This window comes from Streptomyces sp. SCSIO 75703 (assembly GCF_036607905.1).
Lineage (GTDB): Bacteria > Actinomycetota > Actinomycetes > Streptomycetales > Streptomycetaceae > Streptomyces.
In genome coordinates this window covers 2396451-2411364 of record NZ_CP144555.1, presented here as the reverse complement: position 1 = coordinate 2411364, position 14914 = coordinate 2396451, and the positions used below count along the sequence as shown (strand labels likewise).

The following is a 14914-nucleotide window of genomic DNA, read 5'->3' as shown; positions in this document are numbered from 1 at the left end:
CGTGTGCTGATGAGTTCTATGCTCGCCGCATGGCTGATGTTCTTCCCCTGGCCGAGGCCCGGTTGCGCGGTGCGCTGGGCGAGCCGGACGCGCGCGCCGCGGTCACCTTCCTCGGCGCCGACCGCATCGAGGTGCTGCGCTTCCCGGGCGGCGGCCCGGAGGGCGACATCGTCCGCTACGCCACCCTCGGCATGTCCGCCCAGCCCATGACCGACCCCTCGGCCCTGGTCGCCGACCCGCTCCAGGGGCCCCGCGCCGAGCTGGTGCTCTCCGTGCGGGCGGGGCGGGCCGACACCGACGAGGTGCTCCGCCCGCTCGCCGTGCTGGCCGCGTCCCCGCAGGTCGAGGGGGTGATCGTGGCGCCGGGCGCCTCGCTGGACACCGGCGGCGCGCTCTGGCCCGGCGCCCCGTTCACCTCGGTCCTGGTGGCCGAGCCGGGCGGCCTGGTGGAGGACCTGGAGCTGGACCCGCCGCTCGACCCCGTGCGGTTCCTGCCGCTGCTGCCGATGACGCCGAACGAGGCCGCCTGGAAGCGGGTGCACGGGGCGCAGGCGCTGCGCGAGCGCTGGCTCTCTCACGGGACGGACCTGCGGGACCCGCTGCGCGCCTCCGTGCGGCTGGACTGACCGGCCGCCTCCGCCGCCCGCCGCCGGGGCGGCCGGACCGGCGCCGGGTGACCGATCTCACCAACAGGCGGGATACGGCGGCCTGTTGGGCGGGCCGGACCCCTCCGCGCCGGGCCTGTGCTGGACCGGCGGCCGTGCGGGACGACTGATCGGTGGGGCGTACATCCTGTTCCGCGGGGTGGGCGTCCCGGTACACGGGGGTGATCGTCCTTGACGTGGCGGAGCCGGGGGAGGACCGTGGGGCCCTATGAGGGGTGAACCCAGTTGCCCGAAGTGCGGTGGCCGGGTCCGGGCTCCCGGCCTCTTCTCGGACACCTGGCAGTGCGCCGTGCACGGCACCGTGCACCCTCTGCAACCCGTGCTCCCGCCGAGCGTCGAGGCGCTCGGCGTCATCGTCCGCCGCACCGAGGTGCCCGTGTGGATGCCGTGGCCGCTGCCGGTCGGCTGGCTCTTCACCGGCGTCGTCCACGCGGGCGACGACCGCAGCGGCGGCCGGGCCACCGCCCTCGCCTGCACCGGCCCCGGCCCGCTCGGCGGCATGGGCGAGCTGGTCCTGGTCGCGGAGGAACCGGGCGTGGGCCTCGGCGCGCGGTTCGCCGGCCTCGACGCCCCCGACCCGGGCCCGTACCTGGACGTGGACAAGGCGCCCGAGGCCAAGGTGCTCGCGGCCGGCCGGCCGACACCGCTGTGGCACGTCCCCGGCGCCCCGGAGGACCGTGCGGTCTTCGCCGGCGAGGCCCTCGGGGTGTGGCTGTGGGCCGTGGTCTTCCCCGAGCGGACCGGCCTGCTCATGTACGACGAACTGGTGCTGACCGACCTCCGGGACGCGGGCGCGGAGATCGACCTCGTACCGTGCGGGGCGCTGTCGCCCAAGCTGCTGCATCCGTAGCGGGGCGCGGGAGCGGAACGGCTCCCGTACGGTCGTGCTCCCCGGGGCCGGCCGGTGCGCACGGTCCGCGGGCCGCCTGCGACGTAGGGGGTGCACGGTGCTTTCGGGTGTGACATCGAAGGCTGAGACTCCGGTTATCCTGTGGGTGTCCCTTCCGTCCCGTCACCGCCCTGGAGTCGCGTCGTGCGCATCGATCTGCACACCCACTCCACCGCGTCCGACGGCACGGACACCCCGGCCGAGCTGGTGCGCGAGGCCGCCGCCGCCGGACTGGACGTCGTCGCGCTGACCGACCACGACACCACCCGCGGCCACGCCGAGGCCCGCGCCGCGCTGCCCCCGGGGCTCACCCTGGTCACCGGCGCCGAGCTCTCCTGCCGGATCGACGGCGTCGGCGTGCACATGCTCGCCTACCTCTTCGACCCGGAGGAGCCCGAACTGCTCGCCGAACGGGAGCTGGTCCGGGACGACCGGGTGCCGCGTGCCCGCGCCATGGTCCGCAAACTCAACGACCTGGGCGTCCCCGTCACCTGGGAGCAGGTCGCGCGGATCGCCGGCGACGGGTCGGTCGGCCGCCCACACGTGGCCTCCGCCCTGGTCGAACTCGGCGTCGTCCCCACGGTGGGCGACGCCTTCACCGAGGAGTGGCTGGCGGACGGCGGCCGGGCCGCCGTGGAGAAGCACGAGACCGACCCCTTCGAGGCGATCCGCCTGGTCAAGGGCGCCGGCGGGGTCACCGTCCTCGCGCACCCGGGCGCCGTCAAGCGGGGCCGCACGATGTCCGAGAGCCTGGTCGCGGACCTGGCCGCCGCCGGCCTCGACGGCATCGAGGCCGACCACATGGACCACGACGAGCCCACGCGCGCCCGGCTGCGGGGCCTCGCCTCGGACCTGGGCCTGCTGGTCACCGGGTCCAGCGACTACCACGGCAGCCGGAAGACCTGCCGGCTCGGCGAGTACACGACGGACCCCGAGGTCTACGGGGAGATCACGCGCCGGTCCTTCGGGGCGTTCCCCGTGCCGGGCGCCGGCGGAGTCTGAGCCCGCCCGGAACCGGCCCGCGCGTCACCGACGACTGCCGCCCCGCCGAGGGGCGCACTCGCCGGTCCGCTCTCCCGTCACCCCACCCGTCACCCCACCCTTCACTTCCTTCTCCGTCTCCTGCCGTCCGCGTGCCGCGCGGCCGGTCCCCGTATCGCAAGGCTCTGTCACGCTCATGTTCGACGTCGCCGTCTTCGGCTCCCTCTTCCTGACCCTCTTCGTCATCATGGACCCGCCCGGGATCACGCCGATCTTCCTCGCGCTGACCTCCGGCCGGCCCGCCAAGGTGCAGAAGCGGATGGCCTTCCAGGCCGTCTGCGTGGCCGGCGGTGTGATCACCGTGTTCGGACTGCTCGGCCACCAGATCCTCGACTACCTGCACGTCTCGGTGCCCGCCCTGATGATCGCGGGCGGGCTGCTGCTCCTGCTGATCGCCCTCGACCTGCTCACCGGCAAGACGGACGAGCCCCAGCAGACCAAGGACGTCAACGTGGCCCTGGTCCCGCTCGGCATGCCGCTGCTGGCCGGGCCCGGCGCCATCGTGTCGGTGATCCTCGCCGTGCAGAAGGCCGACAGCGTGGGCACGCAGGTGTCCGTCTGGACGGCGATCCTCGCCATCCACGTGGTGCTGTGGCTGGTGATGCGCTACTCGCTGCTGATCATCCGCGTCATCAAGGACGGCGGTGTGGTCCTGGTGACCCGCCTCGCGGGCATGATGCTCTCCGCCATCGCGGTGCAGCAGATCATCAACGGCGTCACGCAGGTGATCCAGAGCGCCTGAGAGCACGGGCCCGACCGCGGGCTCCCCGGCCGGGGTCCGGCCGGGGTCCGGCCGGGGAATCGACAGAGCCCCCGCACGGCACCGGTTCGGTGTCGTACGAGGGCTCGCACACTCTTCACGCGCGCCGCGCGCTACGAGGCCGGACTCTCGGCCGGACGGATCCACAGGCGCTGCCCTATGGCGGCGGCCTGCTGCACGATGCGGTTCACGGAGGCGGCGTCCACGATGGTGGTGTCCACCGGCGTCCCGTCCACGTCGTCGAGTCGCATGACTTCAAAGCGCATGGCCTCTCCCTTGATCTGATCATCCTCCTGAGGAGAACTACTGAGGTGTCCCGGGTCATCGGTGCCCTGGGTTCCACAGAAAACAACGGACTGCACCATGCAAACATTCCCTAGGCTAAGGAAAATTTTCGAGCTGCTAACGATTGGCTGGATGTCGCCAAATCGTCGATCGATAGATGTCCGATGCAAGACTGACCGGGACCGGTTGTGTTCGCAGCGTGACCGCCGGGACAATAGAGGCGATGAACGACGACCCCGGGTCCCTGAATGCCCGAATCGAACAGACCAACGAGCTGTTGCGGCGGATGCTCGCCGAGGTGGCGAAAACGCCCTCCACGCACGCGATCTTCGTCGACGCCGGGTACCTCTACGCGGCGGCGGGCCGCCTCGTGGCCGGGACCGAGGACCGCCGGGCCTTCGACCTCGACGCCGAGGGGCTGATCGAGGCGCTCATCGACAAGGCCCGCACGATCTTCGCGGACAGCCGGCTGCTGCGGGTCTACTGGTACGACGGCGCCCGGCGCCGCATCCACACCCTGGAGCAGCAGTCCATCGCCGAGCTGCCGGATGTCAAGGTCCGCCTCGGCAACCTGAACGCGAACAACCAGCAGAAGGGCGTCGACTCCCTCATCCGCTCCGACCTGGAGTCCCTCGCGCGCCACCGCGCCATCAGCGACGCGGCCCTGCTCGGCGGCGACGAGGACCTGGTCTCCGCGGTGGAGGCGGCCCAGGGCTACGGCGCCCGCGTCCACCTGTGGGGCATCGAGGCGCCCGACGGCCAGAACCAGGCCGAGCCGCTGCTCTGGGAGGTCGACAGCCAGCGCACCTTCGACCTGGAGTTCTTCAAGCCGTACGTCTCCCGGCGCACCGCGCCGCCCTACGAGGTGGCGGGCGTGGCCCGGCCGTCACGGGAGGACGTCCGCTTCGTCGGCGCGCAGATCGCCGCGAAGTGGCTGGGGGCGCGGGGCCGCGAGGCGCTGATGGAACTGCTCCCCGGCCACCCCTACCTCCCCGGCTCCGTGGACCAGGACCTCCTGGTGGAGGCCGAGGGTCTGCTCCAGTACTCGCTGCGCGGCCAGGCCGACCTGCGCCGGGCGCTGCGGGACGGCTTCTGGGAGCACCTGCAGGGGCAGTACTAGGCCCGAAGCCGGGGGCGGGGGGCCGGGGGCGGGGTCGGTCTCGGGCCGGGGGGCGGGGTGAGGGGCCGGCACCCGTGTCGGGGGGCCGGCTCCGTGTCAGAGGCCGGTGGCGTCGTCCGGGTGGTCCTGCGGCACGGTGTCCCAGAAGTCGGCCAGGGCGCGGGCGGTGGGCAGCGGCCGGTCCGTGTTGGGGGAGTGCTCGGCCCCGGCGACCACCGTGCGGTGCGCGCCCAGCCGCCGGGCCATGTCGTCCAGCAGCGGCACGGGCCAGGTGTCGTCACGCTCCCCGGACAGCACGTGGAACGGCAGCGGCAGCGCCGCCAGCTCGGGAATCCGGTCCGGCTCCTCACACAACTGCCGTCCGGTGACGCGGAGTTGGGCAGGCATGGTGCCCAGCCAGCGGTCCCGCAGCCGCTCCCGGTCGGCGGTCCCCCGGGAGGCCGCCTCGGCCTCCTCGGGCGGGCCCATGGCCTGCATGACCTTCCAGACCTCCTCCATGGTCAGGGTGTCGAGCGCGTCCCGCAGCAGCCGCACCCGCTGCCGCTGCGAGCCGGAGATCCGGGCCGGGCCGGAGGACATGAGCGTCAGGGACAGGAACGGCGCCGGGTCGAGCAGCGCGGCGGCACGGGCGATCTGCCCGCCGAGGGAGTGCCCGAGCAGGTGCACCGGCACCGCGAGCGCCGTGACCTGGGCCAGCACGTCCCGGGCCAGTTCCGCCTGCGCGTAGGGGGCCTCGTCGTGCTCCGGGCCGGGCGTCTCGTACTGGCCCCGTCCGTCCACGGCGACCGTCCGGTAGCCGCGTGCCGCGAGGGGGGCGTGCAGCAGGGTGAAGTCCTCCTTGCTGCCGGTGAACCCGGGCAGCATCAGCACGGTCCCCCTCGGCCCGGTGCCGTCGGCCACGGGGGAGTCCACGGCGGCGAACTCGCCGCGCGGCGTGCACAGGCGGTAGGTACGGGCTCCGGGGGGCGGGGTGAAGGCGGCGTTGGTGCTCACGGGCAGAGGCTATCCGCCGGGGGCGGGGCGGGGGAGGCGGGAACGCCGCCGGCCCGGTTCCGCGCGGATGGCGGGACCGGGCCGACGGGGTGACGGGCGGTGCGGATCAGCTCTCGGCAGGCTCCGCGGCGGCCGTGGCCGCCTTACGGGTGCGACGGGCCTTCGGCTTCGCCTCGGCGGCGCCCTCCGCCGCGCCGGTCGCCTCGGCGGAGGCGACCGTCTTGCGGGTGCGGCGCTTCGGCGCGGCCTCGGGCTCTGGCGCCGCCTGCGCGGGGATGCCCGACGCGTCGGCGGCCTCGGCGGTGGCCGTGGCCTTGCGGGTGCGGCGGCGCGGCGTGGTGCCGGTGCCCTCGGCCGTGTCCACCGCGGCCTCGGCCGGGGAGACCTCGGCTTCGGCGGTCTTCGCGGTGGTCTTCTTGGCGGCCGTCTTACGGGTGCGGCGCGGCTTGGCCTCGGCGGCCTCCGCCTCCGGCTGGGCGGCCTCGGTGGTGTCGGCGGCCTCGGCGGTGGCCGTGGCCTTGCGGGTGCGGCGGCGCGGCGTGGTGCCGGTGCCCTCGGCCGTGTCCACCGCGGCCTCGGCCGGGGAGACCTCGGCTTCGGCGGTCTTCGCGGCGGTCTTCTTGGCGGCCGTCTTACGGGCGCGGCGCGGCTTGGTCTCCGCGGCCTCCGCCTCCGGCTGGGCCGGGAGGCCCGGGGCGTCGGTGACGGCCTCCGTCTCGACGGCCTTCCCCGCCGTGGTCTTCCGCGTACGGCGCGGCGTGGCCTCGACCGCCTCGGCCGCGGGGGCCTCGGCGACTGCCTCGGCGGTGTCGAGCACCGCCTCGGCGGTCGCCGCGGCCTTGCGGGTGCGGCGGCGCGGCTTCTCGGCGGGGGCCTCGGCGACGGGCGCCTCGGCGGCCTCCGGTTCCGTCACCCTGCCGGCCACCGGCGCGGTCGCGACGGGGGCGGTCTCCACGGTCTCCACCGGGGCGGCCTCCGCCGACTTGCGGGTGCGGCGGCGGCGCGGCCTGGCGTCGGCCGGCTCGGTCGCGGGGGCCTCGACGGCCCGGACGTCCGTGCCCTCGGCCGTCGCCACCGCGGTGTGTGCGGCCTCGGCGGTCTCGTCGGCGGGGGTCCCGGCGGTCACCTGCGGGCGGGCCGCCTCCCCGTTGCGGGTGCGGCGCCGGCGGCGCAGCGTGCGCGGACCCTTCCCGGCCTCGGTGTCCGTGTCGGTGTCCCCGGCCGCGGGCGCCTCGGCGGGGGCCGCCCCGGCGTCCACGGGCTCCCCGCCGCGCATCCGGCGACGGCGGCGCGGCGTACGGGAGGACTGCTCACGGTCGCCGGAACGGGACTCGTCCCGGCCCCGAGGGCCACGGCCGCCGCGTCCACCACGGCCGCCCGGCTCGCCCAGGTCCTCCAGTTCCTCGGCGGCCAGCCCGGCACGGGTGCGTTCCGAGCGGGGCAGCACGCCCTTGGTGCCCTCGGGGATGCCGAGGTCGGAGTAGAGGTGGGGGGAGGTGGAGTACGTCTCCGGCGGGTCGTTGAAGTCCAGCACCAGCGCCTTGTTGATGAGCTGCCAGCGCGGGATGTCGTCCCAGTCGACCAGGGTGATCGCCGTACCCTTCGCGCCCGCGCGGCCGGTCCGGCCCACGCGGTGGAGGTACGTCTTCTCCTCTTCCGGCGACTGGTAGTTGACGACGTGCGTCACACCCTCGACATCGATGCCGCGGGCGGCGACGTCGGTGCAGACCAGCACGTCCACCTTGCCGTTGCGGAAGGCGCGCAGCGCCTGCTCGCGGGCACCCTGTCCGAGGTCGCCGTGGACCGCGCCGGCGGCGAAACCGCGGCGCTGGAGCTGCTCGGCGATGTCGGCGGCGGTGCGCTTGGTGCGGCAGAAGATCATCGCCAGTCCGCGGCCCTCGGCCTGGAGGATGCGGGAGACCATCTCCGGCTTGTCCATGGAGTGCGCGCGGTAGACGAACTGCTTGATGTTGGCGACCGTCGCGCCCTCGTCGTCCGGCGAGGTGGCGCGGATGTGCGTGGGCTGCGACATGTAGCGGCGGGCCAGTCCGATGACCGCGCCCGGCATGGTCGCCGAGAACAGCATGGTCTGGCGCTTGGCCGGGAGCATCGTGACGATCTTCTCGACGTCGGGCAGGAAGCCCAGGTCGAGCATCTCGTCGGCCTCGTCGAGGACCAGGCACCGGACGTGCTTGAGGTCCAGCTTGCGCTGGCCGGCCAGGTCCAGGAGACGGCCGGGGGTGCCGACGACCACGTCGACGCCCTTCTTCAGCGCCTCGACCTGCGGCTCGTAGGCACGGCCGCCGTAGATCGCGGTGACCCGCACGTTGCGGACCTTGCCGGCGGTCAGGAGGTCGTTGGTCACCTGCTGGCACAGCTCGCGCGTGGGGACGACGACGAGCGCCTGCGGGGCGTCGGTGAGCGATTCGGGGGCGGCGCGGCCCGCCTCCACGTCGGCGGGGACGGTCACCCGCTCCAGGAGGGGGAGGCCGAAGCCCAGCGTCTTGCCGGTGCCGGTCTTGGCCTGGCCGATGACGTCCGTGCCCGAGAGGGCGACGGGGAGCGTCATCTCCTGGATGGGGAAGGGGTGGACGATGCCGACGGCCTCGAGGGCTTCGGCGGTCTCGGGGAGGATTCCGAGGGATCGGAACGTCGTAGTCAGGGTGCTGCCTCTTCTGTGTGCGCGGTGCGAGGCGAGCGCGGGGGTCGTGGCGACCGTGCCGGGGACGTCGGCTGCCATACGGGCGGGCCGTAGGACACGGGACCTCTGCCGACGCTCTAGCGCTCGAACCGCTGAGGGTCTCCCTCCGGGTCCGTACACACCGGTGCGCACGACGGGGAGGGCTGTCGGGTCGGAGCCGATCGGGCCACCGACCGGGCATCCTCATGCGTGCGGCCCGTCGACGATGTCACGTACCCGTACGTCACATACTCGGCAGGCGCATTACCACCATACCCCGGATTCGCGCACATGCGAGGGGGGATGTGCGGACGTAGCCGTCGTCACACTCATCGGCCGGGGCCGTGGAGGGGGTGGCGGGCGGACTATTGTGCGCTCCATGACGAGCTCTGACAAGCCTGGCAACGCCGCGGACACCACGACCGCACCCACCGGAATCGCCGCCCGGGACTGGGCGACGGCCTCCGCCGACCCGCAGTACCGCGCCGCCGTCGTGGATCTGCTCGGCGCGCTCGCCTACGGGGAGCTGGCGGCGTTCGAGCGGCTGGCGGAGGACGCCAAGCTGGCGCCGACGCTGGCCGACAAGGCGGAGCTGGCGAAGATGGCGTCGGCGGAGTTCCACCACTTCGAGCGGCTGCGCGACCGGCTGGCCGAGATCGGCGAGGAGCCGACGGCGGCGATGGACCCCTTCGTGGCCGCCTACGACGGCTTCCACCGCCAGACGGACCCCTCGGACTGGCTGGAGGGCCTGGTCAAGGCGTACGTGGGCGACTCCATCGCCAGTGACTTCTACCGTGAGGTGGCCGCCCGGCTCGACTCCGACACCCGTGCCCTGGTGCTGGCGGTGCTGGACGACACCGGGCACGCGAGCTTCGCGGTGGAGAAGGTGCGCGCCGCGATCGAGGCCGAGCCGCGTGTGGGCGGACGGCTGGCCCTGTGGGCGCGGCGGCTGATGGGCGAGGCCCTGTCGCAGTCGCAGCGGGTGGTCGCCGAGCGGGACGCGCTGTCGACCATGCTCGTGGGCGGGGTCGCGGACGGCTTCGACCTCGCCGAGGTCGGCAGGATGTTCTCCCGGATCACCGAGGCCCACACCAAGCGGATGGCGGCGCTGGGCCTCGCCGCCTGAGGCGTGCCGGGGGCGGGGAGAGGCCCGGACGGGGGCCGGGCTCGTCCGGGCGCCGTCCGGGGGCCGGGCCGGGTGCGCCGGGAGCGCGGCCGCCCGGGGCCGGTCCGGCGCGGGCGCCCGTCCGGCGCGCGCCGACGCGGCGCTCAGGCGGTCGCCGAACGGTGCCGGAGTGCCCCCGCCGGTCGCAGCAGCAGCGACAGCGAGGCCACGGCGAAGGTCACCGCGCCTATGAGGACCGGCACGAGTCCGCCCGCGTCCAGCGCGGTGTGCGTGACGAAGGCCCCGAAGAGCGCGCCGGCGACACCCGTCGGCAGGACCAGGACGGGGGCCGGCAGGCGGTGCGGCAGGCGGCGGACGGCGGCCCAGGCCAGGGCGAGGCCGAGGAGCGTGGCGATGAGCGCTTGCAGCAGCATGTCGGGGGTCCCTCCCACACGGTCGGCGTGCCCGAAACGGTCGTAGCCGTCCTACCCGTGGCCCATGCGGCGCAATCCACCCCCCGAGGGTGACCCGCGGGTACCGAACGGGGAGGGCCCGGCGGTCACCTGCCGCCGGGCCCTCCCCGTTCGCCGTCCTGCCGTCAGAGCGTGCCGAAGCCCACCTTGCGCGGGGACGGCTCGCCGATCTCGACGTACGCGAGACGGTCGGCGGGCACCAGGACCTTGCGGCCGTGCTCGTCCACGAGGCTCAGGAGCTGCGCCTTGCCCGCCAGCGCCTCGGCCACCAGGCGCTCGACTTCGTCGGCGCTCTGACCGCTCTCCAGAACGATCTCGCGGGGCGCGTGCTGCACGCCGATCTTGACCTCCACGGCTATGTCCCTCCGACGGTCAGTGAAGTGCGCGATCCTTCCGCGCCGTACCCGCACACACTAGCCCGGTGCGGGGGAGCGGTACGCCGCACCGGAGAACGCCAGGAGCGAACAGCCGGCCCGCGCCGACGCGGCGGCGGCCGCGGCCCGCGCCCCACGGGGCACCGGGACCGCGGCCGCCGCCGGCGTCAGTGCTGCTCGGTGCCGTGCATCGGGAAGCCGGCGATGCCCCGCCAGGCCAGCGAGGTCAGCAACTGGACCGCCTGGTCGCGCGGCACGCTGCGGTCGCTGTGCAGCCAGGAGCGGGCCACCACCTGCGCGAGGCCGCCCAGACCGGAGGCGAGGAGCATCGACTCGGCCCGCGAGAGGCCGGTGTCCTCCGCGATCACGTCGCAGATCGCCTCGGCGCACTCGTTGGTGACCTTGTCGACGCGCTCGCGCACGGCCGGCTCGTTGGTCAGGTCCGATTCGAAGACCAGCCGGAAGGCGCCCCCGTCGTCCTCGACGTACGCGAAGTAGGCGTCCATCGTCGCGCGCACGCGCTGCTTGTTGTCGGTCGTCGACGCGAGCGCGTGCCGCACCGACTGGATGAGCGCCTCGCAGTGCTGGTCGAGCAGGGCGAGGTAGAGGTCCAGCTTGCCCGGGAAGTGCTGGTAGAGCACCGGCTTGCTGACGCCGGCCCGCTCGGCGATGTCGTCCATCGCGGCGGCGTGGTAGCCCTGTGCCACGAACACTTCCTGCGCGGCGCCCAGGAGCTGGTTCCGCCGGGCTCGGCGGGGAAGGCGTGTGCCCCGCGGGCGTACCGCCTCTGTCTGCTCGATGGCTGTCACGCCGCCTCCCATAGTCGTCCACGTGCGGTGTGCGCCGCGTCGCCATCGTACTTTTCGGTAACCGTGGTGTGCGCGGTGCGAGCGCAGAATTTCACGGACCGGACGGCGGCGAAAGGCGTGCAAGAGGTTTCAAAAGATCTCAGACCGGGCATAAAACGGCCTCTTTCCTGTCAGGAGGCGCCTTCCGGTCCCCGCACGGACGGCCCGTCTCAGCGGTAGTCGTCCTCGTCGTGGTGGACGACCCGGGCCTGTTCCGCGAGGTCGCCCTCGCTGGCCCGGTCCGGTTCCACGCCGGTCAGCGAGTCGTCGCGCTCCGGGGCGACGTCGGCGTACTGCTCGGCCGCGTCGGCGTCGGGCTCCTCGACACCGATCTCGCCGGGCTCCTCGTTCTCGTCGTCGAAGGTCTCGGGGTCGGTGGGATCGACGGTCATGCTGGGCTCCCTTCCTCGAAGACGTCCCTGGCGCACAGGGGCGAACACCGGGTGCCCCGCCCCGAGCGTAGGAGACACCCGGTGCGCACGCCATGCGTCACGGGGTGAAGCCCGGCGGGGCTCCGGGCGGCGTCCCCTGGGTTCCGGGGAGAGTCCCGGGGAGCCCCGGGGCGGTCGTCCCCGGGTGCCGGGAAGGCCTCCAGGGAGGCTCCGGGCGGCCGTCCATCGGGCTCGGGGAGGTGTTTCGGAGGGGTCCGGGGTGCTCCGGGCCGCTCGCGGCGACGGCTTCCCCCTGGGGGCGGCCTGTGATGGCGAACACGTCAAGCGGGGCGTGATCGTCTCGTAACATTGCCGCATGTCTTCGACCGAGCCGCCGTCCGTGCCGCCCGCCACCGTCCTGCCCAAGGTGGCGGCCGTCAGGGGCACGGAAGGCGAACGGCTCCGGCAGGCGCACCTGCCCGGCATCACCCTGACGCTCCGCTCCCGTCCTCCCGCGCGCGAGGGGCTGCCGCCCGCGCTCTACGTGCACGGCCTCGGCGGCTCCTCTCAGAACTGGTCGGCGCTGATGCCCCTGCTCGACGACCTCGTGGACGGCGAGGCCGTCGACCTGCCCGGCTTCGGCGAGTCCCCGCCGCCGGACGACGGCGACTACTCGGTGACGGGCCACGCCCGCGCCGTCATCCGCCACCTCGACGCGAGCGCGCGCGGCCCCGTCCACCTCTTCGGCAACTCCCTCGGCGGAGCCGTCGCCACGCGCGTGGCCGCCGTCCGGCCCGACCTCGTGCGGACGCTGACCCTCGTGTCGCCGGCCCTGCCCGAGATCCGCGTCCAGCGCAGCGCCGTGCCGACCGGGCTGATGGCCGTCCCCGGGGTCGTCCCCCTGTTCTCCCGTCTCACCCGGGAGTGGACGGCGGAGGAACGGGTCCGAGGCGTCACCGCGCTCTGTTACGGCGATCCCGCCAGAGTGACCCCCGAGGGCTTCCGCAACGCCGTCGACGAGATGGAGCGGCGACTCCAACTCCCCTATTTCTGGGACGCGATGACCCGCTCCGCGCGCGGTATCGTCAACGCGTACACCGTCGGCGGGCAGCACGGGCTGTGGCGACAGGCGGAACGGGTCCTCGCGCCCACGTTGCTGGTCTACGGTGGACGCGACCAACTCGTCGGCCACCGCAGGGCCCAGCGGGCCGCACGCGCCTTCCGCGACTCGCGGCTGCTGACGCTGCCCGACGCGGGACACGTGGCGATGATGGAGTACCCGGAGACGGTGGCCACGGCGTTCCGCGAACTCCTCGCGGACACCCGGGAGCCGGCGGCCGGCGAGAGGACCGAGGCGGCCGTCGCGGACGAGCCCGCCGACCAGAGCACAGGAGGCTGAGGCGCGACGTGGGACGCCACAGCCGTCGCGGCCCCGCTCCCCGGGGCGACGACGCGGACGCCGCCGCACGGGAGGGCCTGATCCGGCGGCCCGGCCGCCGGCGGATGAGCGGCACGCCCGCGGAGGAGCGGGCGGCCCCGGCCGGTCCCGTGCCCGACGCCGCCCCGCGCGAGGCGTACGCCGGCCGGCCGGGAACGGTGCCGGGCACGCCGTATGACACGCCGTCGGGTACGACGGGCGGGCTCCAGGACGGCCGGACGGGCGGGCTCCAGGCCGGAGCCGGGCGGGTGGGTCCGCCGCCGGCGGACGGCACACCGCCGTACGGCTTCCCGGGGATCGCGGGCGACCCCGCGGGGCGCGGCCCCCGGGGCGGGCCCGGAGGCGCTCCCCGCGCGACCGACGGCGGCTCTCCGCGTACGGGCCCCGCGGCGGGCGGTCCCCGGTTCCCCGGTGACACTCCCGCGCACGCCGGGCCGCGCGTGCGCGGAGGACACCCCGAACACCGGGAGGCCGGTGGCGGCTGGGGACGGCTGGGCGAGGCGCCCGGCGCCGGGCGCGACACGCCGGCGGCACCATGGACCGGCACCCCGGAGGGCCCTGGTGTGCCGCTTCCGCGCCAGCGGCAGTCGCCGCCCGGCGGCCCGCCCCGGCGGGCCCCGGACGAGGCGCGGCGGGAGCGTCCGGGCGGGACGCCGCGCCGGGCGCGTGCGGAGGGCCCGCGCCAGGAGTACCTCGACGCCTTCGACGACGACGACGTCTTCGCCGCCCGGCCCCCGCGCGGCCCCGCCGTCTCCGGGCACGGCGAGGGCCCCTTCATCGGCGACTGGAGCGACGCCCCCGCCGACACGCACCCGGAGGGCACCCGCGGTGACGGCGGACACGGCGCCGTCGGCCCGGAGCGACCCGCCGAGGACCCCGCGCCCGCCAAGGGCGCCAAGGGGCGCACCTTCACCGGCATCGCCGCGGCGGCGGTGACCACGGTGCTGGCGATCGTCGTCGCCGGACAGGTCGCCGACGGCCAGGACGGCGAGGGCGTCCGCTCGCGGGCCGCCGCCGACGGGGCGCGCGACGCCCGGGGCGCCTCGGCGCGCACCGACGGGCGGGCGGTGCCCCCCGCCCCCGAGGCGGCGCCCCCGACCTACGCGCAGCGGATGAGCACCCTCTACCCGCTCGGCGCCGATCTGGAGGGACCCGGCACCTTCGACGCCGTCACCGGCGTCGCCAAGGCCCCCGGGACGGGGCGGAAGTACACCTACCGCGTCGACATCGAGCGCGGACTCGGCCTCGACGGCGACCTGTTCGCCGAGGCCGTGCAGAAGACGCTCAACGACGACCGCAGTTGGGCGCACAACGGGGCGCGCACCTTCGAACGCATCCACTCCGGGGACCCCGACTTCGTCATCACCCTCGCCAGCCCCGGTACCACCGCCTTCTGGTGCGCCAAGTCCGGACTGGACACCACCGAGGACAACGTCTCCTGCGACTCCGCCGCCACCCCCCGCGTGATGATCAACGCCTACCGGTGGGCACAGGGCTCGGAGACCTACGGCGACAGGCACATCCACGCCTACCGGCAGATGCTGATCAACCACGAGGTCGGCCACCGCATCGGCTACAACCACGTCACCTGCGACAAGGACGGCGACCTCGCGCCCGTCATGCAGCAGCAGACCAAGTTCCTCGACCACGACGGCATCCGCTGCCGGCCCAACCCCTGGGCGTACCCGGGCGCTTGACCAGGCATGGCCGAAGCGTCACGCCGTGTAGCGGCATGATCCCTTAGCGCGATCAAACGCACTCCGCCGACGAAAGTTACGACCGTTCACCCCTTTTGGTGGTGCGACGGACAACCGTCCGGCGCGCCCCCGCCTTGTCCGCTTACGTTCGTCCCGCTGCGAGCCGCCGGGTCAA

Annotated in this window: 15 protein-coding genes; 8 read left to right on the top strand and 7 right to left on the bottom strand. The window is 74.4% G+C overall.

Going from position 1 to position 14914, the window contains the following annotated elements:
• Positions 1–29: 29 nt before the first annotated feature.
• The 4 genes from VM636_RS10375 to VM636_RS10360 all read left to right on the top strand — a co-directional run bounded on the left by VM636_RS10375 (position 30) and on the right by VM636_RS10360 (position 3337).
• Entirely contained in the window at positions 30–626 is a 597-nt protein-coding gene (locus VM636_RS10375) for a suppressor of fused domain protein (protein ID WP_030419091.1), read from the top strand.
• A 247-nt stretch (positions 627–873) separates the two neighbouring features.
• Positions 874–1515 (top strand): DUF6758 family protein, encoded by a 642-nt coding sequence (locus tag VM636_RS10370; protein WP_053914599.1) that lies wholly within the window; start codon positions 874–876, stop codon positions 1513–1515.
• A gap of 183 nt (positions 1516–1698) precedes the next feature.
• Complete coding sequence (locus VM636_RS10365) at positions 1699–2556, top strand: PHP domain-containing protein (RefSeq protein ID WP_338484291.1); 858 nt, start codon at positions 1699–1701, stop codon at positions 2554–2556.
• Between the two features lie 175 nt (positions 2557–2731).
• On the top strand, positions 2732–3337 hold the full coding sequence (locus VM636_RS10360) for a MarC family protein (RefSeq protein ID WP_030419094.1): 606 nt from the start codon (positions 2732–2734) through the stop codon (positions 3335–3337).
• Between the two features lie 131 nt (positions 3338–3468).
• Here VM636_RS10360 and VM636_RS10355 read toward each other — a convergent pair whose 3' ends face one another.
• The gene (locus tag VM636_RS10355) at positions 3469–3621 is read right to left on the bottom strand and encodes a hypothetical protein (protein WP_078855784.1); all 153 of its coding nucleotides are present in this window, start codon (positions 3619–3621) and stop codon (positions 3469–3471) included.
• A 242-nt stretch (positions 3622–3863) separates the two neighbouring features.
• Here VM636_RS10355 and VM636_RS10350 point away from each other — a divergent pair, with 242 nt between their 5' ends.
• Complete coding sequence (locus VM636_RS10350; protein ID WP_030419095.1) at positions 3864–4760, top strand: NYN domain-containing protein; 897 nt, start codon at positions 3864–3866, stop codon at positions 4758–4760.
• Between the two features lie 96 nt (positions 4761–4856).
• On the opposite strand, the gene VM636_RS10345 is transcribed toward VM636_RS10350, so the two are convergent.
• The gene (locus VM636_RS10345; RefSeq protein ID WP_338484290.1) at positions 4857–5753 is read right to left on the bottom strand and encodes an alpha/beta hydrolase; all 897 of its coding nucleotides are present in this window, start codon (positions 5751–5753) and stop codon (positions 4857–4859) included.
• A gap of 106 nt (positions 5754–5859) precedes the next feature.
• Positions 5860–8493, bottom strand: a complete 2634-nt coding sequence (locus VM636_RS10340; protein ID WP_338484289.1) for a DEAD/DEAH box helicase — start codon at positions 8491–8493, stop codon at positions 5860–5862.
• Between the two features lie 319 nt (positions 8494–8812).
• On the opposite strand from VM636_RS10340, the gene VM636_RS10335 reads away from it, so the two are divergent.
• Positions 8813–9559, top strand: coding sequence for a ferritin-like fold-containing protein (locus VM636_RS10335; RefSeq protein WP_030419098.1), 747 nt, complete (start codon positions 8813–8815; stop codon positions 9557–9559).
• Between the two features lie 143 nt (positions 9560–9702).
• Here VM636_RS10335 and VM636_RS10330 read toward each other — a convergent pair whose 3' ends face one another.
• The 4 genes from VM636_RS10330 to VM636_RS10315 form a co-directional block, all read right to left on the bottom strand.
• The gene (locus VM636_RS10330) at positions 9703–9972 is read right to left on the bottom strand and encodes a hypothetical protein (RefSeq protein ID WP_030419099.1); all 270 of its coding nucleotides are present in this window, start codon (positions 9970–9972) and stop codon (positions 9703–9705) included.
• A 164-nt stretch (positions 9973–10136) separates the two neighbouring features.
• A complete protein-coding gene (locus tag VM636_RS10325) occupies positions 10137–10364 on the bottom strand; it encodes a DUF3107 domain-containing protein (RefSeq protein WP_030419100.1) in 228 nt (75 codons plus the stop codon).
• Positions 10365–10552: 188 nt separating this feature from the next.
• On the bottom strand, positions 10553–11194 hold the full coding sequence (locus tag VM636_RS10320; protein ID WP_030419101.1) for a TetR/AcrR family transcriptional regulator: 642 nt from the start codon (positions 11192–11194) through the stop codon (positions 10553–10555).
• Positions 11195–11403: 209 nt separating this feature from the next.
• Positions 11404–11625, bottom strand: a complete 222-nt coding sequence (locus VM636_RS10315) for a hypothetical protein (protein WP_030419102.1) — start codon at positions 11623–11625, stop codon at positions 11404–11406.
• 355 nt (positions 11626–11980) lie between these two features.
• Here VM636_RS10315 and VM636_RS10310 point away from each other — a divergent pair, with 355 nt between their 5' ends.
• Both VM636_RS10310 and VM636_RS10305 read left to right on the top strand, forming a co-directional pair.
• Positions 11981–13003, top strand: a complete 1023-nt coding sequence (locus VM636_RS10310) for an alpha/beta hydrolase (RefSeq protein ID WP_338484288.1) — start codon at positions 11981–11983, stop codon at positions 13001–13003.
• 8 nt (positions 13004–13011) lie between these two features.
• Positions 13012–14739 (top strand): DUF3152 domain-containing protein, encoded by a 1728-nt coding sequence (locus tag VM636_RS10305; protein ID WP_338484287.1) that lies wholly within the window; start codon positions 13012–13014, stop codon positions 14737–14739.
• Positions 14740–14914: the final 175 nt, after the last annotated feature.